Source organism: Natrinema sp. H-ect4 (genome assembly GCF_041894845.1).
GTDB lineage: Archaea > Halobacteriota > Halobacteria > Halobacteriales > Natrialbaceae > Natrinema.
On sequence record NZ_JBHDYC010000014.1, the window covers coordinates 90715 to 113622 of the forward strand.

General features: G+C 64.0%; 19 protein-coding genes. 8 read left to right on the forward strand and 11 right to left on the reverse strand.

Features of this window, described 5'->3' with window-relative positions:
* Positions 1-84: 84 nt before the first annotated feature.
* Positions 85-441, reverse strand: coding sequence for a hypothetical protein (locus tag ACEWFR_RS17485; RefSeq protein ID WP_374062254.1), 357 nt, complete (start codon positions 439-441; stop codon positions 85-87).
* Positions 442-1001: 560 nt separating this feature from the next.
* Positions 1002-1856, reverse strand: a complete 855-nt coding sequence (gene larE / locus ACEWFR_RS17490) for an ATP-dependent sacrificial sulfur transferase LarE (RefSeq protein ID WP_374062255.1) — start codon at positions 1854-1856, stop codon at positions 1002-1004.
* A gap of 181 nt (positions 1857-2037) precedes the next feature.
* Between larE and ACEWFR_RS17495 the strand changes: the two genes are divergently transcribed.
* On the forward strand, positions 2038-2607 hold the full coding sequence (locus tag ACEWFR_RS17495; RefSeq protein WP_098725163.1) for a DUF6789 family protein: 570 nt from the start codon (positions 2038-2040) through the stop codon (positions 2605-2607).
* Here ACEWFR_RS17495 and ACEWFR_RS17500 read toward each other — a convergent pair.
* The 3 genes from ACEWFR_RS17500 to ACEWFR_RS17510 form a co-directional block, all read right to left on the reverse strand.
* Entirely contained in the window at positions 2604-3779 is a 1176-nt protein-coding gene (locus ACEWFR_RS17500; protein ID WP_374062256.1) for a glutamate--cysteine ligase, read from the reverse strand. The two genes, ACEWFR_RS17495 and ACEWFR_RS17500, sit on opposite strands and share 4 nt — an antisense overlap.
* Positions 3780-4119: 340 nt before the next feature.
* Complete coding sequence (locus ACEWFR_RS17505) at positions 4120-5079, reverse strand: DUF368 domain-containing protein (RefSeq protein WP_374062257.1); 960 nt, start codon at positions 5077-5079, stop codon at positions 4120-4122.
* Between the two features lie 239 nt (positions 5080-5318).
* Complete coding sequence (locus ACEWFR_RS17510; RefSeq protein ID WP_374062258.1) at positions 5319-6923, reverse strand: SagB/ThcOx family dehydrogenase; 1605 nt, start codon at positions 6921-6923, stop codon at positions 5319-5321.
* 79 nt (positions 6924-7002) lie between these two features.
* On the opposite strand from ACEWFR_RS17510, the gene ACEWFR_RS17515 reads away from it, so the two are divergent.
* The 3 genes from ACEWFR_RS17515 to ACEWFR_RS17525 all read left to right on the forward strand — a co-directional run bounded on the left by ACEWFR_RS17515 (position 7003) and on the right by ACEWFR_RS17525 (position 10653).
* Complete coding sequence (locus tag ACEWFR_RS17515) at positions 7003-9204, forward strand: helix-hairpin-helix domain-containing protein (RefSeq protein ID WP_374062259.1); 2202 nt, start codon at positions 7003-7005, stop codon at positions 9202-9204.
* A 90-nt stretch (positions 9205-9294) separates the two neighbouring features.
* Positions 9295-9462, forward strand: a complete 168-nt coding sequence (locus tag ACEWFR_RS17520; protein ID WP_374062260.1) for a hypothetical protein — start codon at positions 9295-9297, stop codon at positions 9460-9462.
* A 60-nt stretch (positions 9463-9522) separates the two neighbouring features.
* Positions 9523-10653, forward strand: coding sequence for an ORC1-type DNA replication protein (locus ACEWFR_RS17525; protein ID WP_374062261.1), 1131 nt, complete (start codon positions 9523-9525; stop codon positions 10651-10653).
* Between the two features lie 37 nt (positions 10654-10690).
* Here the strand turns inward: ACEWFR_RS17525 and ACEWFR_RS17530 are convergent, their stop codons facing one another.
* Positions 10691-12751, reverse strand: a complete 2061-nt coding sequence (locus ACEWFR_RS17530; RefSeq protein WP_374062262.1) for an SLC13 family permease — start codon at positions 12749-12751, stop codon at positions 10691-10693.
* A 187-nt stretch (positions 12752-12938) separates the two neighbouring features.
* On the opposite strand from ACEWFR_RS17530, the gene uvrB reads away from it, so the two are divergent.
* The 4 genes from uvrB (at position 12939) to ACEWFR_RS17550 (ending at position 17757) form a co-directional block, all read left to right on the forward strand.
* On the forward strand, positions 12939-14993 hold the full coding sequence (gene uvrB / locus ACEWFR_RS17535) for an excinuclease ABC subunit UvrB (protein ID WP_374062263.1): 2055 nt from the start codon (positions 12939-12941) through the stop codon (positions 14991-14993).
* Positions 14994-15178: 185 nt separating this feature from the next.
* Entirely contained in the window at positions 15179-16027 is an 849-nt protein-coding gene (locus ACEWFR_RS17540) for a hypothetical protein (RefSeq protein WP_374062264.1), read from the forward strand.
* A 460-nt stretch (positions 16028-16487) separates the two neighbouring features.
* Positions 16488-16682 carry a hypothetical protein gene (locus ACEWFR_RS17545; RefSeq protein ID WP_374062265.1) on the forward strand — a complete coding sequence of 65 codons (195 nt, stop codon included), beginning with the start codon at positions 16488-16490 and terminating at the stop codon, positions 16680-16682.
* Between the two features lie 418 nt (positions 16683-17100).
* Positions 17101-17757 carry a hypothetical protein gene (locus ACEWFR_RS17550; protein WP_374062266.1) on the forward strand — a complete coding sequence of 219 codons (657 nt, stop codon included), beginning with the start codon at positions 17101-17103 and terminating at the stop codon, positions 17755-17757.
* A 126-nt stretch (positions 17758-17883) separates the two neighbouring features.
* Here ACEWFR_RS17550 and ACEWFR_RS17555 read toward each other — a convergent pair whose 3' ends face one another.
* The 5 genes from ACEWFR_RS17555 to ACEWFR_RS17575 all read right to left on the reverse strand — a co-directional run bounded on the left by ACEWFR_RS17555 (position 17884) and on the right by ACEWFR_RS17575 (position 22450).
* On the reverse strand, positions 17884-19107 hold the full coding sequence (locus ACEWFR_RS17555; RefSeq protein ID WP_374062267.1) for a putative manganese transporter: 1224 nt from the start codon (positions 19105-19107) through the stop codon (positions 17884-17886).
* 290 nt (positions 19108-19397) lie between these two features.
* Positions 19398-20720 (reverse strand): NrfD/PsrC family molybdoenzyme membrane anchor subunit, encoded by a 1323-nt coding sequence (nrfD, locus tag ACEWFR_RS17560; protein ID WP_374062274.1) that lies wholly within the window; start codon positions 20718-20720, stop codon positions 19398-19400.
* Between the two features lie 100 nt (positions 20721-20820).
* Entirely contained in the window at positions 20821-21303 is a 483-nt protein-coding gene (locus ACEWFR_RS17565) for an N-acetyltransferase family protein (RefSeq protein WP_374062268.1), read from the reverse strand.
* Between the two features lie 213 nt (positions 21304-21516).
* Positions 21517-22035, reverse strand: coding sequence for an N-acetyltransferase family protein (locus ACEWFR_RS17570; RefSeq protein ID WP_374062269.1), 519 nt, complete (start codon positions 22033-22035; stop codon positions 21517-21519).
* Positions 22036-22153: 118 nt separating this feature from the next.
* Positions 22154-22450 carry a translation initiation factor gene (locus ACEWFR_RS17575; RefSeq protein WP_374062270.1) on the reverse strand — a complete coding sequence of 99 codons (297 nt, stop codon included), beginning with the start codon at positions 22448-22450 and terminating at the stop codon, positions 22154-22156.
* Positions 22451-22908 lie beyond the last annotated feature (458 nt).

The window sequence follows — 22908 nt, forward strand, 5'->3', positions numbered from 1 at the left end:
GCCTCGGGGCTTGACCCCGAGGCGGTTCACTGCTTGCGTGAGTGCGGGTGGTGACCGCCCGCAGCTGACCCACGAACGACGCGATTAGCGGTGCTCTCGCGTTCGTTCGTACGCGTAATCGAGGGCCTCCTCGAGCGAGCCGGGGCCGTCGTAGCTGGCCGAGAAGAGATCCATGAAGTCTCGAGCGATCCGGTTACACCGTTCGAACGTTAGGACGGTTCTGACTCGCATCGTTTCGGAGAGATCGAGCCCCGGGTAGCTCGTCGCCGTCAGCGAGTAGCCGGGATGATCTTCACCGTCGAGCGAGGCGGGCGCGACCTTGAGCCGCAAATCACCCGATTCGTGGAGATACGTCCGATACTGCATTTCCCGGTCCATGTCGGCCGGGGTATAGGTCCGACACTCTTCGGCGTTCCACTCGAGCGGCACGTCGGCTTCCATCGATCACTGCTACTAACCCGAGCGCTACGTTCGTATCGCAACAAGCAATATTATCGGACGGAGGTCCATGACCTGGAATATCGATTAGTTCTATGGGGTGTTATTGATTATATATTGGATGAATGTCCATCTCTTCCACGCACTAGCCGAACGATCGACGAATCTGTCCTCGTCCCGGCAGCCGGTTTCGCTCTCACGTCCGGTGATCGGCTGGGATGGTGCAGTCCGTCGTTGTCGGTCGTCGCTCGCGGATTCGATATCAGGCACCCTACGAGTGACTGGCACACACTACTGCGTTGGCCGGGAGCGCGGCTCGAGCAGATGCGAGAGCTGCGCGACTCGGGGAAGGGCAGGCGGTTCACCGATACTCGCCGTGAGCGAACGCAGTGAGCGAGCGGGTCGACGACTGATGTGAGTGAAACGAACGGAAGGAGGAGTGCTTTTCATCGAAGCTAAGCGGGATCGAAGATCCCGCGAGGTCCGAGAGAGCGCTTCGCGCTCTCTCGAGATTTTGCCGAGTGCGGTCGCGAAGCGACCGCACGCAGAGCAAAAGTTCGTTGTTAGTCGTCGCTCGAGGGGCCTGCCTCGGCGGCCAACGCTTCGTCTTCGGCCTCGGGACTCACGCTCCCCGTCCGATAGCCGTGGAGATCGAGCGTGACGTGATCGAAGCCGAGCGTCGACAGCGCTTCGCGGACCGTTTCGACGAACTCGCGTTCCAGGGCGCGCTCGAGTTCGTCGGGTGCGACCTCGATGCGGGCGAGGCCGTCGTGGTCGCGGACGCGGAACTGGTCGAACCCCCACTGACGGAGCAACGCTTCGGCCTGCTCGATCCGCGCGAGTCGGTCGTCGGTGACGTCGAGTCCGGTCGGAATCCGCGAGGAGAGACAGGCCATCGAGGGCTTATCGGCGACCGACAGCTCGTAGCGGTCGGCGATCTCGCGGACCTCGTCCTTCGCGATGTCGTGGGCCAGCAGCGGTGAATGCACGTCGAGTTCCTCTACCGCCTGCAGTCCGGGCCGATGGCCCGCACCAGGATCGTCCGCGTTCGTGCCGTCACAGACCGTTTCGACCTCGAGGTCGCGGGCAGTCTCGAGCATCTCGCCGAGTCGCATCGTCCGGCAGTGATAGCAGCGATCGTCGTCGTTTTCGACGAACGCGTCGCTCTCGAGTTCGGAGAAGGAGACGATCTCGTGGCGGATGCCGATCTCGCGTGCGACCCGCTTGGCGTCCTCGAGTTCGGCCGCAGGAAGCGTCTCGCTCTTTGCGGTGCAGGCGACGGCGTCCTCGCCGAGCGCGTCGTGGGCGAGCGCGGCCACCACGCTCGAGTCGACCCCGCCAGAGAAGGCCACGAGGACCCCGTTTCGGCCTGCGAGGTCGGTGCGGGCGGCCTCGAGTTTCGTCTCGACCGAAGTCATTGCCCGTGGTTCGAACCGAACGGGCAAAAGCGCGTTGTCGTCAGGTCGTGGATATCGCTTCCATCGGACGCCGGCGGCCGCGAGGACGTGCCGTTTCGGGTGCGTCGTGCGGCCCGTTGCAGTCATCAGCGCGCCGGACGGTTAAGGTCGCGTCCGTGGTACCACGACTATCGAGACCACTATGGCTGTCTCCGACCACCTGCAACGGTTGCGCTCACTCGCCGAGACGGAAGGGCACACCAGCGACATCGACGAGCACTCGCGCGAGGAACACGTCGCCGACGCGGTGGCCCGCGGGATCCAGGGCGGGTTCGTTGCGACGCTGATCATGACCGCCTTTCGCCTCCCGCTCTTGCGATCGTTGCCGCCGTCGGCGAACTTCTGGTCGCAGTACGTCGCTGGCGGCGATCCCGACGACCACACGATCCCCGGCCTCGCCCTGCACCTCCTCTACGGCGTCAGCTCCGGCGCCGTCTTCGGCGTGCTGTTCTCCCTGTACGACGCCGGCCGATCGATCGAGCCCGAACAGCGCGGACTCGTCTGGGGCTCGGTCTACGGCATGGCCCTGTCGGCCTTCGGCACACAGGTCGTGTTACAGGAACTGCTCGATATCCGCCTCGAGGCCGACGAACTTGCTCTCTTTCACGCCGGCCACCTCGTTTACGGCCTTTCGCTCGGGGCCTGGGTCGGCTCCCGGACCGAGGGCGTGGAGGATCCGGAACGGGAGTACGAGTACGATAACGGCAACTAACCGCCGATCCCGCTCAGCTTGTCGACATCTTCCTCGAGTCGACTCGCGTACTCGAGGCGCAGGTCTCGGGCGTCGGCCCGGGTCACGTACTGGCGGCCGTCGATCCGCGTCGAGATCGGATGATAGTCGCCGACAGAGAACCCCATCCGCTCGAGATAGTTCGCGACGGCCGGCGACTCGAGGCCGTCGCGGATCGCCGACTCGGTGAGTTCACTGACGGTTTCGAACGCGGGGAGGGTGATTCCATCGCCCGTGACGTGGCCGGGTCGGGCGGTCGGACCGCCGTACCGGTACCCGATTCCGTCGTCGCTCGTCCAGCCGTCGCCATCGTCGCTCGTCCAGTTACCGGCCGCTCCCTCGTTCGGTCCGTCGATTCGAACGGTGGTGCGGTGGAGCCGGTCCAGCATCGTCTCGAGGTCGTCGACCAGCCGAAGTAACTGACTCGGCAGGGCGGCGTCGGGCGAGCGCCATTCGATCGTGGACATCGACTCGTGCAGTCGCACGGGCGTCCAGCCTACGTCGTCGGGCGAGATGGACTCCTCGACCGTCGCCGCGTCGACGCCCGCCGAGACGGCCGCGTCTCTGAACCCCTCGTAGCGGCGCTCGAGCCCCCGATACCACTCTCCGACGGTCTCGACGTAGCGCCAGCGCCGGCCGCGTTTCGGGAACGCCTCGCCGCTCTCCGTTCGGTGGCAGCGGGAACGGGCCCCGTTGGCGATCCGGTCGCCTCGAACGTACGGCGACGAGTTGACCAGCGCGAGCGCCGGATCGAGGGCGAGGAGGGTGTTGAGCTGGTCGGTGACGTTTCGCTGCTCGATGTGGATCCCCGCGCCGGCACAGTATTTCGCGCAGTCGACGCGTTCACCGATCACTGCCGTCCGGATGCGCTCTCGCCCGTCTGTACGCCGATCGGTCACGTCGCCGTTGATCGGCGTGGCGAAGGGGACGAGGCGCTTGTCCAGCGTCGACGCCCGCGAGAGGACTCCCTCGAGTTCCCTCGCGAGCGCCGTCCGGAGTTCCGAGATCGACTCGCAGGACGGCGTTTTCACCGCGAGCAGCGGCTCGACGGACGCTCGTTCGGTCCGCGTCGATACGTCCGCGAGCGCCCCCGGTTCGGTGAGATCGCCGTCGCTATCCACGACCCAGTACTCGACTTCGATACTCGTTTGCATGCTCGAGGGTCCTTCGCTCTCGTCGGTCGGCCGGTCGGGTTGCGGTGCGGTCCGCGACGACGTAATTCGGCTCGGTCTGCTAGCTGGAAAACCGGTACTCGTCGTCGGTGTCGGTCCGATTGGATCGATTCGTGGAAGTGACCGTGCCCTGCAGCCGCCACCCGTATTTCATCGGGCCGTCGCTCCCGCTGGTGTGAGTCCGATTCGACCGGGAGGACCTCGACGACGACAAACGGGAGGGGATCACGGAGCTGATCGACGATCTCGCGAACGAGCGCTTCGAGGGGGTCGATTTCGGCGACTGAATCCGGTCAGCTCCTCGGCACGGGGACTCGAGCGCTCACTCCGGATTGAACCCACCGACGAGATGCTCGAGCGCGAACAGCGCGATCGCGCCGAGGGCGGCCCAAGCGGCCGTCAGCGCGATCGTTTCGGTGGTCCATGCGTGCGTTTCGGCGATGTTGTGCAGCGGGGCCGGAACCGAGCCGGCGATGAGGCTGACCAGGAAGACGAGGGTCAACTCGCGGTTGCGGGCCAGCGCGATACGCACGACGCGGGCGATGGTAACGAGGCCGACGACGCCGCCAGTGAGGAACAGCACGACGGTCGTTCCCGGATCGATGACGGCGGCGAGCGAGCCATCGCCGAGCAGGTCGCCGAGCGCGCGGACGAACGCGCTCAGCTCCGAGGAGAGGAAGATGTACTGGCCGAGCAGTATCAGGATGAGCGAACCGGAGATTCCCGGCAGGATCATCGCGCTGACGGCGATCGCGCCGGCGACGAGGATCACGACCGGACCGCCCCCCGGGAGCGTGACGAGGTCGGCGGCGACCAGTAATGCGAGCCCGGCACCCGCAGTCGCGGTCCCCGCGTGAAGGGGCGTCGTGAACGTGAGGCTCCGGCCGAGTGTGATCGCCGAGGCGGCGATCAACCCGGTGAAGAAGCCGAACATCGCGACCGGGTGGGACTCCGCGAGCGTCGAGACGAGGTCGGCGATCAGCACCACCGCGGTGGCCATGCCGACGCCCAGCGGAAGCAAGAATCCGAAATCCAGTTCGAGCAGCGCCTCGCGCGCCCGCTCGCGCCGCTCGGGACGGTACCCCCGGAGGATGGCGACGGCTCGGCGAGGCGTAAACGCCGTGACGGCGGCGATCAGCCGGCCGTAGAAGCCCAGCAGGAGCGCGACGGTGCCGCCGGAGACGCCGGGGAGGGCGTCGGCCGTCCCCATGCAGAGTCCGTAGCCGTAGGCCCGAAGCAACTCGAGTCGGTCGACGACGACGTCGGTTCGTTCATACTCCATGTGTTCGTTCCTGGCGTCGCCGGTCGGCGTCGCGGCTGGACAGTGTTCGATGCCACCGTTTCGAGCCCGAGTGACCGAGCCGCCGGTTCGCCTGCATGGTCGATGGGGCGACGTGCGTCCGTATAAAAGTGCGACAACCTCGTCAGCGCGTGCTCCCCGTCCTCGGTTATCGTCCCCGTCTCCCATCCTTGTCTCCCGTCCCTGGCCACCGTCGCCGTCCGGTTCGGCGAACCGCGGTTTCAGGCCGGCCGTCCAATCGTGTACAGGAACATCGGCGTCTGCCCCGCGGCGCGGGGGGCGAAAAAGTCCGAGACGATGTCGTCGTAGAACGTCAGCCCGGTCCCGCCGAGGTCGCGGTGAGCGTAGGTCCCGAGATACAGTCGGCCTGCTGTCAGCGACGCCTCGAGCTGTGCCACCCGGTAGCCGCGATCGCCGAGCGCGTCGACGACCGCTGTGAGGTCGGTCATGAAGTAGACGCAGACCGCGGCGTCGGCGGCCAACCCCTGATCCAGCGCGAGGTGGCCCGCCTCGCTGCGACACTCGCCGGCCCGCAGGCGCTCGAGTTCGCCCCGGGCCGGGTGGTAGTGGTAGGTCCCCGACGCGAGGCCGTCGACGCCGTTGACGACGAGGAAGGGGGCGACGAACGACAGCGGCGGGTCGTCCGCGAAACGGCTGTCCATCGCCACCCCGCGAACAGCCCGGTCGAGCACGGTCGACAGCTTCCGAAAACTGATCGGCTCGCGCTCGTACTCGCGACAGGAGCCGCGGCGGCGGATCGTCTCGTGGAGCGGCCGGCTCGAGGCCGTCTCGTGACCGACCGGCTCGAGTGCAACCCGTTCGCCGTCGCCGGGTTCGCGGGTGCCGATCGGTCCCGCCGGCCGCCCGGATCGCCAGGAGTCGGCCGCGCCGCCGTTCTCGAGAGTGCCAGCCGACCACGCCTCGTGGATCAGCGGGAACTCCCGCTCGTTCGGCGAGAGCGGTTCGGTGTCGGGATCGATCGGGTCGATGTCTGCCGAACCGGAATTGGCGTCGGAACCGGCGGCGAAATCGAACTCGGAATCGGTGTTTCCCGAACCGATCGGTACGATCTCGAGTGGCGCTTCGCGTTCGGGCTTGAGTCCGAGCAGGTCCGCGACGGGACGATCCGCGAAGCCGGTGACGACCTCGGCGCGGTAGTCGAGCGCATGGGCGACCGCCAGCAGGTTCGCGAGGTGCGTCCCGGAGTCCCAGAACGCGTGGCGAAACGTTCGGTCCCCGTACTTCCAGGCGTTTCGCCACCACGTCGAGGTCGCGACGACCGACAGCGGCGCGTCGGCGACGCCCGCGTGCTCGCTGGCGCTCGCGAGCACGCCGCGGTAGTCCCCCTCGCGGAGCACGTCGAGCGACAGCGTCCGGGGATCGAAGTGGTAGACGCCGGCCTCGAGTTCGCGTCCCGGTTCACCGGTCTCGTCGTCGCCGTCGTCACCCCCGAGATCGCCGCAGACGACGTACAGGTCGACGTGGTAGAGCGCGCCGGTCGTCGCTGCGGCGCGAAAGCGGAGGGTGCGACCGCGCCTGTCGATCCGTTTCGTGACGCCGGCAGCGTAGTAACACAGGCTCGTGACTGTCTCGAGATCAGGCTGGTGCGCTCGAGCGGGATCACCGTCGGGCGTCGGCTCTGCGATGGCTGCGAGCGCGGGTTGCTGGGGCGGGCGAATCCGGTCGGAGAGCGGCTTCGCGGGCAGGTCGGTGTACACCTTGTACAGCCGCGGTTTGTTGTCGAAGTTCAGACCGCGACCGCCCTCGTGAACGCTTCTGGGCGAGTGTTTCGTCCGCTCGTGGTAGTCGATCGCCCCGGTTGGCATGCGCCGAGCTACCACGGCGACGCCGAAAAACCCGGCAGGAACTTTTTCCTCGCTCCGGTTTGTTACACCGCTCGAGAACATGGACCTCGAGTCGATTCCGGGCGTCGGCGAGAAGACCGCCCGAGCGCTATCCGCGCTCGACGATCCCGAGCGCGCGCTGCGAGCGGGCGACGTGGAAGCGATCGCGACTGCCCCGGGGATCTCCCAGGGGCGGGCCGCGCGCATCGCGCGCGGCGCGATCCGGCTCGAGCACGACGATCCCGGCGGGTTTCTCGCGACCGATCGCGCCCGCGAGGTCTACCGGGCGGTCCTCGGACTGCTCGAGGAGCGCACGGTCACCGACTACGCCGCCCGTCGACTCGAGACGTTCTATCCGAGCCCGCGGCGCTCGCGCATCGCGGAGGTACAGGAGTTCGCCCGCGAGGCGCTCGAGTGCGACCCCGACCTCGCGGTGCTCGACGCGCTCGAGGGGGTCGAACCCCTTCGAGAGCCGGGCGACGTGCGGGTTCGCGAGCGCTGTCTGGCGACGACCGACGCCGAGCGCTACTCGGCGGCGCGCGAGGCGATTCCGGAACTCTCCGTCGAAATCGTCGAGGACGCACAGGGGCTGGCCGAACTCGCCCGGGGGTACGCGACGGTGATCGCCCTCGACGAGTCCTTCGCCGGCGTCACGCTCGAGGGCGACGTGCAGGTCCGGCCCGACGCCCTCGAGAACCCGGCTGAAGTCGTCCCCGAGCGGCCGCTGGCATTCTTCGCGCGCAATCGGGACCGCCTGCAGGCGGCCGTCGCGGTCCATCGGGCCGCCGATCTCGAGCCGCCCTGCGATCTCTCGGCCCTCGAGGACGGCCTCTCGCGGCTGGCCGAGGACGGCACGGTCGCGGGCGACGACGAACTCGACCGGCTGACGACGGCGGTCGACGACCTCGATGCGGCGGCGAGCGCGGCCGAGAGCGTCGCAAACGACCACCTTCGGGAGGCGATCCGCGAACAGGACGTGACGATCGAGGGCTCGGACCTGCTCTCGCTGGTCGAGCGCGGGGCCGGCGTCGACTCTCTCCTCTCGCGGGAACTTGCGGACGAGTACGCCGCGGCGGTCGAGGCGGCCCGAGACCACCTCGTCGACGCGCTCGATCTCGATCAGGGCGAAGCCGAAATAGCGCGCCGCGCGTTCAGCGACGAGCCCACGTTTCCGGTTGAGCGCGACGAGGACGTCATCAGTCGGGTACGCGAGGAGCTGACGGCGGCCAAGGACCGTCGCGCGGGCAAACTGAAGCGCGAGCTCGCGGCCGATCTTGCCGACCAGCGCGACGGTGCCCGTCAGCTCGTCCGGGACGCCCTCGAGCTAGACGTCGAACTCGCGATCGCCCGCTTCGCCGAGGAGTACGAGTGTGTGATGCCCGAATTCGCTGACAGCGAGGCGCTACGCGCCTCGGAAGCGAGTAGCGCGGAACGAAGTTCCGCGGACAGTCGAGCGGCGGAGTCATCCGAGACGGCAAAGCCGTCTCGTGATGACGGAAGCCGCGAAGCGGCTTGCGAACCGCCGCGAGACGACAGTGAAACCGCGAGCAAAAGCGTTGCCGAGGTCGGCTTCGCGATCGAGGGCGGCCGCTCGCCCCTGCTCGACGAGCCGCTCGAGTCGATCGACCCCGTCGATTACGAGGTCTCGGGCGTGGCGCTCCTCTCGGGGGTCAACAGCGGCGGGAAGACCTCCACGCTGGATCTGGTCGCGAGCGTGGTCATACTGGCCCACATGGGCCTGCCCGTCCCCGCCGAGCGCGTCCGATTGCGGCGGTTCGACGATCTGCACTACCACGCCAAGACCCAGGGGACGCTCGACGCGGGTGCCTTCGAGTCGACCGTCCGTGAGTTCGCCGACCTCGCACAGGGCGGCGAGGGCTCGCTCGTGCTGGTCGACGAACTCGAGAGCATCACGGAGCCCGGGGCCTCGGCGAAGATCATTGCCGGGATTCTGGAGGCGCTCTCGGCGAACGGCGCGACGGCCGTCTTCGTTTCCCACCTGGCCGGCGAGATCCGCGAGATGGCCGACTACGACGTGACCGTCGACGGCATCGAAGCTGTCGGGCTCGTGGACGGGGCACTCGAGGTCAACCGCTCGCCGGTCAAGGACCATCTGGCACGGTCGACGCCGGAGCTAATCGTCGAGAAACTCGCCGGCGAGGCCCGGGACGACGCGGTCGCGACCAACGGCGGCGCGCCCGCAGACAGCGAGGGCGACCCGGAACCCGTGTTCTACGATCGGCTGTTGGAGAAGTTCGAGTAACCTCGCCTCGTTTTGAACCCGCCGTATCGCCACACCGAACCGGGCCATGCAAGTGCAATACTGACCACCGAGCACCCCCTGTGTTAAGTTATGCCACACCAGTTTCGGTGTCCGAGGGAGGGGTGTTGTTTCGAACTGCGCTGTGACGCCGAGTACGAGGCCGCGCGACTCGCGCGAGCCCACGCCCGCGTCGCACATCGAGACCGAATTCCCCCGGCGGATCTCGATCGCTGGCTCGAGCGAATCGAGGCGGCCTAACGCCGCTCGAGCCGAGAATCCGGCAAACATCTAAGTAGCTTCGACAGCGTGGTGAAAGTGATGGCAGACGACCCCGAGGAGGGGATGTTGTCGTGGGACGAATCCGTGTTCAGCAACGAGCACGTCTTCGAGATCGACTACGTCCCCGAGACGTTCAAGCACCGCGAGGGCCAGACCCAGAGCCTGACGTACGCGCTGCGCCCCGCGGTGCGGGGGTCGCGACCGCTGAACGTCGTCGTTCGGGGACCGCCCGGGACGGGAAAGACGACGGCGATCCAGAAGCTGTTCGACGAGGTGGGAGCCCAGACGAGCGAGGTCCGAACGATCCGAGTCAACTGTCAGGTCAACGCGACTCGGTACTCGGTGTTTTCGCGGCTCTTCGAGGGCACGTTCGACTACGAACCGCCCTCGTCGGGGATCTCCTTCAAGAAGCTGTTCGGCCAGATCGCCGAGAAACTCGTCGAGGAGGACAAGGTGCTCGTCGTCGCCCTGGACGACATCAACTACCTCTTTTACGAAAACGAGGCCTCTGACACGCTCTACTCACTGCTTCGGGCCCACGAGGAGTATCCCGGGGCGAAGATCGGTGTCGTCGTCGTCTCCTCCGATCCCGCGCTGGACGTCATCGACGAACTCGACTCCCGAGTCCAGAGCGTCTTCCGCCCGGAGGACGTCTACTTCCCCGTCTACGACCAGCCCGAGATCGTCGACATCCTCGAGGAGCGGGTCGAACGGGGCTTCAACGACGGCGTCATCGCCCGGGACACCCTCGAGTACGTCGCGGAACTCACCGCCGAGAGCGGCGATCTCCGGGTCGGGATCGATCTGCTGCGGCGGGCCGGACTCAACGCCGAGATGCGGGCCAGCCGAACCGTCGAGCGACAGGACGTCGAGAACGCCTACGAGAAGTCCAAGTACATCAATCTCTCACGGTCCCTGTCGGGACTGACCGACACCGAACGGGCGCTGCTCGAGGTGATCGCCGACCGCGACGGCGACCAGGCCGGCGAGGTCTACGAGGTCTTTCACGACCGGACCGACCTCGGCTACACGCGCTACTCCGAAATCGTGAACAAACTCGACCAGCTCGGCCTGATCGACGCCGACTACGCGGACGTCGACGGCCGCGGTCGCTCGCGGTCGCTCACGCTCTCTTATGAGAAAGAGGCGGTACTCGACCGGCTCGAGTAATCTCGCCCGGACGCGGACGCCGAAACGACCGCTCGGTTTAGATGCCCCAGATCAGAGCGATGCCGCCCGTCGTGACCACTGCCAGCAGGAGCTGTAGCGGCCCGCCGACTCGCAGGAAGTCGGTGAACTTGTAGCCGCCGGGGCCGTAAACCATCAGATTCGTCTGATAGCCCACCGGCGTCATGAAAGAGGTCGCGGAGGCGAACATCACCGCGAGGAGAAACGAGAACTGCGTCGCTCCGAGGCTCCCCGCGGCGTCGATCGCGACGGGGATCATCAACACTACCGTCGCCACGGGCGTGATGACGTTCGCGAGCAACCCCGTCACGACGGTGAACAACAGCAAGACCGCGACGAGCGGGAGAAACGCGGCGGTCCCAACGAGCGCGCCGGCGATTACCTGCGAGCCGCCCGTCGCCTCGAGGGCGACGCCGAGGGGTATCACGCCCGCGAGCAGGAACACGATGTTCCACGAGACGGCGTCGTACGCGTCGGTGGTCGACAGACAGCCGGTCACGATCATGAGGAAGACGCCGGCGAACGCCGCGATGACGATGGAGACGAGACCGAGCGCTGCGGTTCCGACGACGCCGGCCATGATCGCGAGTGCGATCGGCGTCTTCGGTGACAGCGGCGCGACCTCGTCGATCCTGCCTTCGAGCAACCTATCGGAGGCGTCATCGACGACCACGAGGTCGCCGGTCTCGGTGACGTACTCGATCGTACTGGTGACCGTCTGGACCAAGAGGAGGTCGCCCGCTTCGAGCGTCACGTCCTCGAGGTCGGTCCGGAGCAACTCGCCGTCGCGGCGGATCGCCAGCACGGTCAGCTGGTAGACCTCCCGGAGATGCGTCTCGGAGAGCGTCTCTCCGATGAACGACGATTCGCCGGGGACGATCGTTTTGGCGAGTCGCTCATTGCCCGCGGATTCCTCGAAGGTCTCCTCGGTCACCGACTGCCGGTGGAGCTGGCGCAACTCCTCATTCTCGACGAAGCGGTTGACCGCCTGCAGGCTCCCGTGGACCGTGAGTACGTCACCCTCTCGGATGTGCTGGCCCGGTTCGATCACTGTCGTCTCTTCGCCGCTGCGGTCGTTGCTGTCACGGTCGTTGCCGTCGCGGGGACGCTGCTGGCTGCGCCCCTCCCTATTGCCTCGCGTGTCGACGGTCTCGTCGCCGGAGAATCGCTGGTCTCGATCCGATCCACTGGCTGGTGTCTCGCGGTCTCCCTGGCCATCGCTATCGTCAGCACCATCGTATTCGAGTACCCGCTCGTTCGCTGCGGGCTGGCTGTCACGATCTCCGTCTCGACGATGCTGGAGGACCCGAACGTCCGCGTCGGCTCGTTCCTCGAGTTCGTCGACCGTGAGTCCGATCGGTGCCGAGTCCGCGCCGACGCGGACCTGTGTGAGATGATCCTCGAGATCGAACTCCTCCACGAGGTCCGCGTCGACCGGGATCCGAGCGGGCGTCAGCCACCGACCGACGGTCATGAGGTAGGCGAGGCCGACGACCAGAATCACGAGGCCGAGGGCCGAGAACTCGAACATGCCGATGGGGGGTCGACCGAGCAGGTCGGCGGCGAATTCGCTGGCGAGCAGGTTCGTCGAGGTGCCGACGAGCGTCAGGGTGCCGCCGAGGATCGCTGCATACGAGAGCGGCAAGAGCAGTTTCGACGGCGAGATGCCGGTCTTCTCGGCGAGATCCGAGATCATCGGGATGAAGATCGCGACGACGGGCGTGTTATTGATAAAGCCCGCAATCGGCCCCGTCGTGGCGATCGTCGCCGCCAGCGCACGCGTTTCGTCGCCGTCGGTAAACGCCGCCAGCGAGAGGCCGAGCCGCTGGACCACGCCGGTCTGCTGGATACCCGCACTGAGCATGTACATCGCGACGATCGTCACCGTCGCGGTGTTGGCAAAGCCCGAGATCGCCGCCCGGTGGCCGACGCCGGTCAGCGGCTCGAGCGCCGCCAGCGAGACGACGATCCCGATCGCCGTCACGTCGTTCGGAATCACCTCCGAGACGAACAGAACGAGAGCGACCGCGATGAGTCCGAACACCACCAGGGCACCGCCCGACAGCTCCGTCCCGATCATCGCGCGGTGTCCGAAACTCCGTTACCAGTCATACTCTCATGTCTGTGAGCTATTGGCTGATCTATGTTTCGGGACCGACCGATGGCAGTTCCGGCAGCTACGATACTCCCTCTCAGTCTCTTTCGAGCCGCTTCTATCGCGGCCCGCATGCGAGCGCGTAAAGTGGCTCGAACCCCTGACTCCGATAATGAGTGACGCGCAAGGTCCCCTCCAACCGGACCGTCCGAACGTCGATCACCCGTTTCGGGTCGACGCTCCCTTCGAGCCCGCGGGCGATCAGCCCGAAGCGATCGAGCAGTTAGTCGACGGGTTCCGGTCCGGAATGGACAAACAGACCCTGCTCGGGGTGACCGGCTCCGGAAAAACGAACACCGTCTCGTGGGTCGCAGAGGAAATCCAGAAACCGACGCTGGTGATCGCCCACAACAAGACGCTGGCGGCCCAACTCTACGAGGAGTTTCGCAATCTCTTCCCGGACAACGCCGTCGAGTACTTCGTCTCCTACTACGACTACTACCAGCCCGAGGCCTACGTCGAGCAGAGCGACACCTACATCGACAAGGACGCCTCGGTCAACGACGAGATCGACCGCCTGCGCCACTCCGCCACGCGGTCGCTGCTGACCCGCGAGGACGTCATCGTCGTCGCGAGTGTCTCCGCGATCTACGGCCTCGGCGACCCGCGCAACTACATCGACATGTCCCTGCGACTCGAGGTCGGCGAGGAGGTCGGCCGCGACGAGCTGTTGAAACGCCTGGTGGACCTGAACTACGAGCGCAACGACGTCGACTTCACGCAGGGTACCTTCCGGGTGCGGGGAGACACCGTCGAGATCTACCCGATGTACGGCCGCTATGCGGTGCGCGTCGAACTCTGGGGCGACGAGATCGACCGCATGGTCAAGGTCGACCCGCTCGAGGGGAAAACCCAGGGCGACCAGCAAGCGGTGCTCGTCCACCCCGCGGAGCACTATTCGATTCCCGAGACCACGCTCGAGGACGCGATGGACGAGATCCGTGACGATCTCGATTCGCGCATTTCCTACTTCGAACGCAAAGGCGACATGATCGCCGCCCAGCGCATCGAGGAGCGGACGACCTTCGACCTCGAGATGATGCAGGAGACGGGCTACTGTTCGGGGATCGAGAACTACTCGGTCTATCTGTCCGATCGCGAGTCCGGCGAGGCTCCCTACACGCTGCTCGATTACTTCCCGGACGACTTCCTGACCGTGGTCGACGAGTCCCACGTGACGCTCCCGCAGATCCGCGGGCAGTTCGCCGGTGACAAGTCCCGGAAGGACTCGCTGGTCGAGAACGGCTTTCGGCTGCCGACGGCCTACGACAACCGGCCGCTCACCTTCGAGGAATTCGAGGAGAAGACCGATCAGACCCTCTACGTGAGCGCCACGCCCAGCGACTACGAGCGCGAGGAGAGCGAGCAGATCGTCGAACAGATCGTTCGGCCCACCCATCTTATCGACCCGGCGATCGAGGTTTCCGATGCAACAGGGCAGGTCGACGACCTCATGGACCGCATCGACGAGCGTATCGAGCGCGAGGAGCGCACGCTCGTGACGACGCTGACCAAACGGATGGCCGAGGACCTCACCGAGTACCTCGAGGAGGCGGGCGTCGACGTGGCCTACATGCACGACGAGACCGACACGCTCGAGCGCCACGAGATCATCCGCTCGCTGCGATTGGGTGAGATCGACGTGCTCGTCGGGATCAACCTCCTGCGGGAGGGGCTGGACATCCCCGAGGTCTCGCTGGTGGCCATTCTCGATGCGGACCAGGCGGGGTTCCTTCGGAGCGAGACGACGCTCGTCCAGACGATGGGCCGGGCGGCCCGGAACGTCAACGGCGAGGTCGTCCTCTACGCGGACGAGCCCTCGAACGCCATGGAGTCCGCGATCGAGGAGACCCAGCGCCGCCGCGAGATCCAACAGGAGTACAACGAGGAACACGGCCTCGAGCCCACGACGATCGAGAAGGAAGTCGGCGAGACCAATCTGCCCGGCAGCAAGACCGACACCAGCGAGGTCTCCGGCCGGGAGATCGATGGCGAGGACGACGCGGCGCGGTACGTCGACGAACTCGAGGAGCGGATGCAGGACGCGGCGGGGAATCTCGAGTTCGAGCTAGCGGCCGATATTCGCGATCGGATTCGGGAGGTCCGGGAGGAGTTCGAACTCGAGGGCAGCGACGAGGGGATCGCGCCGCCGACCGAGGAGTTCTAGCTGGATTCCGTCTGCGCCAATCAGAGCGCCGAACTGTGGATATTCACTGTGATCGTCCAGCTGCCGGTGTTCGCCGACAAAACAATTTTCATAGTATTATTATTTGGGTAAAATTTATAGTCCAGAAAAATAATATGTATTTGAAGTCGGTCACAACGACTTCAGACAAGACGGTGTTCAGGAAGATGGACGAGCAATCGAAACCAGACGGAACGGAACAAAGCGCTAACCAACAGTCGTCATCGCGAAACGAGCACGGAACGACGTCAAGACGCGGGCTTCTCCGGAAAAGTGGTGCGGGAGCGGTTGCCCTCACCGGGTTTGCCGCGGCGACGACTTCGGCTGAAGCACAGACACACGGATACTCAGTTGGTAATGCAGAGTATGGCGGCGGTTGGGACTCAATTCACGTGTCCATCGTGGACATGTGCAATTCGAGTGCCAAGTCCCGTGAGTGTCGAGACGGCGTGTACACTGGTCTGAAGCAGTTGTACAATAGATTCGACTGGTTCAAAGGATTCTGGATCGAGTACAACGAGACTGACGTCACCTACACTGGGCCGAACGATTCGAGCGCCATTGGTGATCGGCTCTCCGACGAGGGCTTTGATGAAGATATTCACTACCACGTGATCAACAACTCGTTCGACGGATCGACCCACAACAGAGGAGGGAACGCTTGGAACAGCGATCGCCGTGAAATATCGGCTGTCTCGTACGAATCGACGTTTTGGCACGCCCCGAATATGATCAATCGAGGGTTACATCAGTTTATCCATATGTATATCGGCGGTAACGAGGCCCAGAGTCGCGCCGATGGTGACCTGAACGACTACGAGGCACAACACGCGCTGGGAACGAGCATTCGGGGCGTTCGATCGGTGATGGCTGACCGAAACGCGTACTCTCATTTAGCACAACGTGGGAATTGTTCGGGAAGTAGCTCAGGGAGCGCACCGCAAGGGCGAAACGATATCTACTTCTCGAACTGTGCGGAGTTCGCCTTCCGAGAGTCTGCGTACGCAAAAAGATAACCTATTTGAAATTTTAACTCCCACCAGACATTTCCACTATTTGGCTCTGGTGAATCGATCCGTTACAACTAGGGAGTTGAAGCGGGAAACGGCGGATGCTTCATGTCCAAAATTTCCCGCTTCACTGGGAGGGTAGTAACGTTGGCTAAAAGTATAGAAGATGGAAGCGAACCAAGAAACGACATCAACTGCTAGCAATGATGGAAAAAGCACGGAACCTTTCAAAAAAGCTAGATATCTCCGCCAATCTGGTAATCTCACTGAAGCAGCCGGCAGGTGGACTCCATGGAGCGTCTACCGCCTATGAGGTAGCCGCTACAAAGTACTCGAGTGCTGCGGTCGTTGCCAGCGATGCTGTCGCCGCCGGCGGGTATGCCGTGTAGGCCGAGACGACCGGCTCCGCAGCCGGCGAGGCCAGCCAACGAGCGTACGTTCAGTCCGTTCCGGTCACCGAACCACTGTGGCGGAAGAGGTCGACGGCCTCGAGATCACGCTCCCTAGTGGGGCCGTCTACGAACACGAGATTCATGACGGCCACGAGCGCAAGCACGGTTGGGAGCAGATCAAAGAACTCCCCGGATCAATCAACACGAGGATATCGGTGAGATCATTCGTGCGCCGAACGCGATCGAGGAAGACGGTCGATACGACCTGATTATCGGCGATAACCCGGTGGAGACGGGCAAATCATTCTGCGCGTACTCGAGGGGATGCTGGTTTCTGCCAGTGAACTGGTCGAGGACCCGACTGGAAAAGAAGTTGAAATTGATCACACTGACGAGCATCCAGTTCGAGAAGATGGGGATCAAATCAATGATTACGATACTATCGAACAGATAATTCGAAACTCGGGACAAATTTATCAGAACGGTCAAAAACCGACTGTATATCAAGCAAATCAACGGTCAATGGTATACGGTTCGGACTTTCGAACTTCCTGCTGGGCCTATTACAGTCAGTACGACCGTGATATATGACGCCCGCAACGATCTTGAAGAATTCCTTGATGAAAGAGGGTATCCAGCCAAGAATCTACGAGTCAGATTGATAAAACAGACGAAGCTAAGAACACCATGAGCGACAAAAATGTATCCGATCGGCCAGACAAAAACGGTGCAGTAACTCAAGCTGTTCGTGACTACAAAGAGTTTGCACGGGCAAAGCGCAGGGCTGGAAACCTCCAGACGGCAGGAGAGTACTACGTGGCTGCTGCACGAGGAAATCTTATGCAATATCGGCGGTTACCCGACGATCTGACTGACAGCGACGATCCCCCTTCTCCGAACGCAATGAAATTCGGTTTCGCAATAAAGGGGCTGTTACTCGGCGCGCTTTGTTTCCGAATCGACGGTGCATATGATCGTTGTCATCATCACTGTAAACAGGGTGAATCAATCGTCACAGATCTGCTTATCGAACCGGCCTTTACGATGGATGCACGAGTTGGTCTCTGTCACGAGATCTGTGGTGATTTTCGTCTGATAGGTGATTTGGGAGAGTACGACGAGGCGTATACGATGGCAGCAAACCGATATACGAGGGTTGACAATGATCTCGGATGGTCCTCGGAAAGCGAGTTCGAAGACGTCATCCAGATCCCCCTCGAACTTGCCGACTCAGTCGAGATGGGGCTGGATACAGAACACCGAAACAGAATCATGTACACCTCGCTTGACGATAGAATTGAATATAAAAAAGGTACTACTCTGACATCATCGATGCCGTCATAGAAGCTGGAAACTGGAATTCGAAACTATTGTGACTGCCCCGGTTACCGAGATTGAAGCTACCCCCATTTTGATACGGAGATTCCACTAATTGTCGTCGATATTTGCTGCGAGGATTCTGTACAAAATTCACAACACGCCGAACCCGAACTCCGCCATCCCGAACACCGGTCCCCACAGGAAGTGGAGCGCGACACCGACGACGATGGCGGGCAGGAAGTTGTAGATCGTCGCGACGATGGCGGCCCTGGCGTCGACGGCCAGCAGCGGGAACAGGGCGTCGCCGTCCTGGGCGATCGCGTTGGCTGACAGTGCCGAAAAGGGCAGCCCGCCCTCGGCGTAGACGCTCGAGAGCAGGATCTGGGGGCCACAGCCGGGGATCAGCCCGACAACCGCGCCGCCGATCGGTGCTAGCACGCCCGCCGCCGCGGCGAGAGTCGCGATGTTCGCCCCGCTGAAGAGGACGAAGTACTCGTAGACGAGAAAGGCCACGAGCACCCAGACGGTGACGAAACTGGTCTCCATCGCAGCGTGGGTGAGCGTGTCGTAGACGGAGCCGAAGGAGTCTCGAGCCCGGGCGATTTCCCCCTCGCCGACGTAGTGGCGGCCGACGGCGTAGAGGTATAGCGACAGGACCGCGCCGACGATGCCGGTGACGGTGAACAGTCCGTCGAAGCCGAGGCCGAGCGACAGCGCGACCTCGGGACCGCCGCGGAGCAGGTAGAGGCTTCCAAAGATGAGCCCCGAGATGGCGGCTCCCCACCATAGGACGTGCGCGAGGTGTGAGAGCGGGGTGAGCACTCGAGAGTGTCGATCCGGTCCTGACTCGTGGGCGTGGGTGGGGGCTGGGCCGCCGTAATCGTGGGCCGGATTCGGCCCGACGCCGCTGTTGACCACGGTGCCGCCGTCGGCCATCGCTGGCGAGAGTTTCGCGACGGCAGCGTCGACCCGCGAGACGCCCAGTCCGACTTCGTCGACGAGGTAGCCGGTCGCGACGGAGGCCGCGAAGGCGATGGCGTAGGCGTAGAGTGCGGCTTCGGGGGCCAGTGCGAGGATGACGAACGCCGAGTCGCCCGCGGTCGCACCCAGCGTCGCGACGACGGTCCCGAAGCTGACCGTGCCGCGGACGTACAGCGGCATGACGACGATCGCGCCGCCGCAGCCGGGAGTCAACCCGAGGAGGCCGCCGAACAGCACCTGCAATCGTTCGTTGTCCTCTATCGCGCCGATGACGGCCCCGTCGGTCGCGTACTGGAGCAGACCGAAGGCCAGTACCGTTACCGCGACGAACGCGCTCACCTGAACGTAGCCGTCCCGGAGCGATGCGAGGAGGACCTCGAGCAGTTCGTTCACGGCGTCTCACTCCCGGTTTGGGCGCTCGATACCCAAAGATTAGACATCTCTAAAAATAGGTTTAGTATAGTAGGGTAAAAAGTTGCTGGTGGCTGTTGCCGGTCGTTCGCATACGGTGTCGCCGCTTCGCTCACGTTTGTTTACCCGTCTTCGGGCCGTCAGCTCAGCCGTACCGGTCTTCCCTCGATTTCATTTCCACGAGAGAACGGGAGCGGTCGGTCTCGCTCGTCGTCACGCGGCCCCACCTAATTCAGCGCGAGGAAACCTCGGCGTTCACGCCGGGGAGACTGTCATTCGTTCTCGTGGTCCTCACGCAGGTGTTCAATCGCGTGGAGTTCGACCACGGGAACTATTTTGGCGATGGTGAGGAAGAACAGACAGACCATGCCGATCGTCCCGAAGATCGATGCGAGTTCGATCAGGCTCGGGATGTAGACGCCCGGGACGGCCGCGTAGATATCGAACGTGGGATGCAAGAACCCTTCGACGACGAACAGCACCTTCTCGAGGATCGTCGCGGTGAGGACGGCAAGGCCGGAGATGACGGCCCGTCGCTTGGTGAACAGCGTCGGCCGGAGCGTCTGGGCGAAAATGTACGACAGAGTCAGGAAAACCAGCGACATCGAGGTGAGGTAGATGGGGTTGGTCGCTCTGGCCAGGGCTGCGACGGTCAGGTCGACGGGTGCGGCGAATAGCCCGGTGATGTTCTGCTGGAGTTGCAGCCACAGGAAGAGCAGACAGAAGAAGCCGAGCCAGAGGAGCAGTCCGCGGAAGATGTCGTCGGTGAAGATGTGGTCCCAGTCGTAGGCGTAGCGAAACGAGTAGGCGAGGATGATCACGCCGCTGATGGCCGACGTGAGCGCGATGGTGAGAAACTGCGGACCCTGCACGCCGCCGAACCAGGTCGGCATCGTCGGGATCACCGCGAACAGCCATGGAATGACGCCGCCGTGGAGCAAGAGCGGGGCCATAATGATGATCGCGAGCGCAAGCCACCAGACCATACGCTGGACGATCCGATCTTCCGTCTTGGTGTAACCGATCGTGATGAGCCGATAGATCGGATCGAGGCGGTCGGGAAGCTGGTCGCGCAGTCGGCTGACGTCGTAACGCAGGGTGAGCGAGAGATAGGTCGCCGTCAATACGAAGTAGGCCGTGATGACGGTCACGTCCCACACCAGCGGCGAGTTGTGGATCGTGATGTGGTAGTGACCGACGACGCTCGTGACCATCCGGTCTGGCCGACCGAGGTGGACGATGATGTAAAACCCCGCCGCGGACAGCCCGGCGAGAGTCAGCAACTCGGCGAGTCGCGCGACCGGCATGTAGCGATCCATCCCCAGCAGACGGACCGCGGCCGAGAGGATGATCCCGCCGTGGGCGATGCCCACCCACCAGATGAAGGCGCCGATGTAGATTCCCCACGTGACGCCGCCGCCGCTCCCCCAGTCACCGAGCGCGGTGACGGCCAGCCCCTGCTGCAGCTGGTAGGCCCAGCCGATGAGGAAGGCGAGAAGCGCCAGTCCCGCCACGGCGACCATCGCGAAGTACGTTTTCGAGGTCGTTCCGATCGGCCGCAGAATGTCGGCCTCGCTCGGCGTTTTCGTCCCCATCGTGCTATGGAGGACCACACCAGCGCCTCACTTGCGTCCGTGCGGTGCATTTGCAAGGTCTTGGAGCGATCGGTTCCATCCGCTTCGTCGCCGTCGCGCGCTACAACTCGAGCGTGTAGACCACTTCCCGTCGCTGCTCGCCGCCGATTTCGACCTCGTCCTCGTCGGTCGGTTCGAACCCGTGGGTCTCGTAGAACTCCCGGCCGCTCTCGTTCGAGGCGAGGTCGATCGCGCGCATTCGTTTCATGTTGAAGTCCCGGAGATCCTCTCGCAGCCGCTCGTACAGCGCGGTTCCGATCCCCTCGCCCTGGTGGCCCGGGTGGACAGACATCCGAAGGACGTCGCCTTCCTCCGCCGTGACGACGCCGTGGGTGAAGCCGACGAGGTCGCCGTCGGCTTCCGCAACGAGGAAGGCGGTACCGGGTTTCGACAGCGCCGTCTCGAGGGCCTCGTCGCCGTACCACTCATCGATCGTCTCGTCGATCGTCTCATCGTCGAGTTCGTCGTAGGTGTCGTGCCACGTCTCGCGGGCGACGGCCCTGATCTGTTCGCGATCGTCGCGGGTGGCTGGTCTGATCTCCATGCGATGGGCTACGACAGCGAGTACCAAAGTGGTATCACCTCACTGTGTTATAGGAGCCGCTGAACGTCACTGTACAGCCGATCGCCCGACTGCTGTGCGATCGGTGTGAATCGTTTCAGTTGTTACTATCGGTGCACCGGCAGGGAACGAACCCGGTCCTCGCGGACGACCGATCCCTCGCTCGAGTCGGTTCCGACCGGAGGAAACCGCCGCCTACAGCTCAAGCGTGTAGACCGCCTCGGGGTAGAACTCGCCGTCGATTTCGACTTCTCCCTTGTCGGTCTGCTCGAAGCCAAGCCCCTCGTAGAAGGCGCGGCTGGCGTCGTTGAACGCGAAGTCGAACGACCGGACCCGCTCGGCCTCCTGGGATTCGATCTCCGCCATCAGCTGCTCGTGGAGTTCGGAGCCGATCCCCTCGCCCTGGTGGTCCGGGTGGACGTACATCCGGAGGATGTCGGCCGTCTCGCCCTGGACGACCGCGTGGGTAAAGCCGACGAGGTCGCCGTCGCGTTCGTCGGACTCCGTCCGACTCCCAGCCGCGGACTCCGCGCGCTCGGCGACGAGAACGACCGTCCCGGGAGCCTCGAGCGGCATCGAGTCGTCGGTGTACCAGTTGTCGACGGTCCGGTCGATCATGTCGGCCTCGAGTTCGTCGTAGGTGTCGTGCCACGTGTCGCGGGCGACGGCTGTGATCGCCTCGAAGTCGTCGGACGTCGCGGATCGAACGTTCATACCTCATCATCGAACGTGGGACATAAATAATACGCTGCCACGAGACGACCGCGCCGACGGAGCCGTGACTCGGTCGTCGCGTAACGTGCGGGTAGAGCGGAGCCGCTCCCAGCGGGGGTCACTCTCGAACGTCGAACCCTCGATCCCGAAGCAGGTCCGGGACGCGATCGCGGTGATCGCCTTGCAGTTCGATACGACCCTCGTCGACCGTTCCGCCCGTCCCGAGCGAACTCTTGAGGTCCGAGGCGGTCGATTCGATTTCCGACTTCGTGAGGTCGAAGCCCTCGATGATCGTCACCGGCTTGTCGTATCGCCGGCTCTCGGTTCGGAGCGACAGTACTTGCTGAGATGTCTCGAGGTCCCCCTGACTGTCGAGTTCGTCGAGCAGGTCGTCAAGGTCGTCGTTGTCTGCCATATCTTCACATGGAACGTGGGCGAGGATAGCCCTGTCCTTGCCGTTGCAACGGTCCGGGCTCGAATCCGACGGCCGACTCGGAGCGGTCGTTCTGTTGGTGCTCTCGAGTCACGTCCTCCGGTAGTTTTTCCGTTCAGTAGCGGAGAACGACGTATCACGCCGAACCGGCTACCGACGTGCCGTGGCGCGCGCTTGCGGCCGACCGAGCGTCGCGAGGCGCGAACACAGTGAGTGCCTCGGAAAGCGAGCGGTGACCGCAGGGAACCGTGAGCACAGTGAGGGCGGCCGATGACACTGCGCGAGGTCTTCGTGAACGCAGTGAACGAAGTCGTTCGAGACGGCAAAGCCGTCTCATGATGCGAAAAATCGTTGATTTTTCAGCAGCTTGTCAGAGCGTGCTCTGACAGCGGATGAGTGAGTGACCAAAGGGAGCGACCGTTAGCGCGGGACCGTCGGTC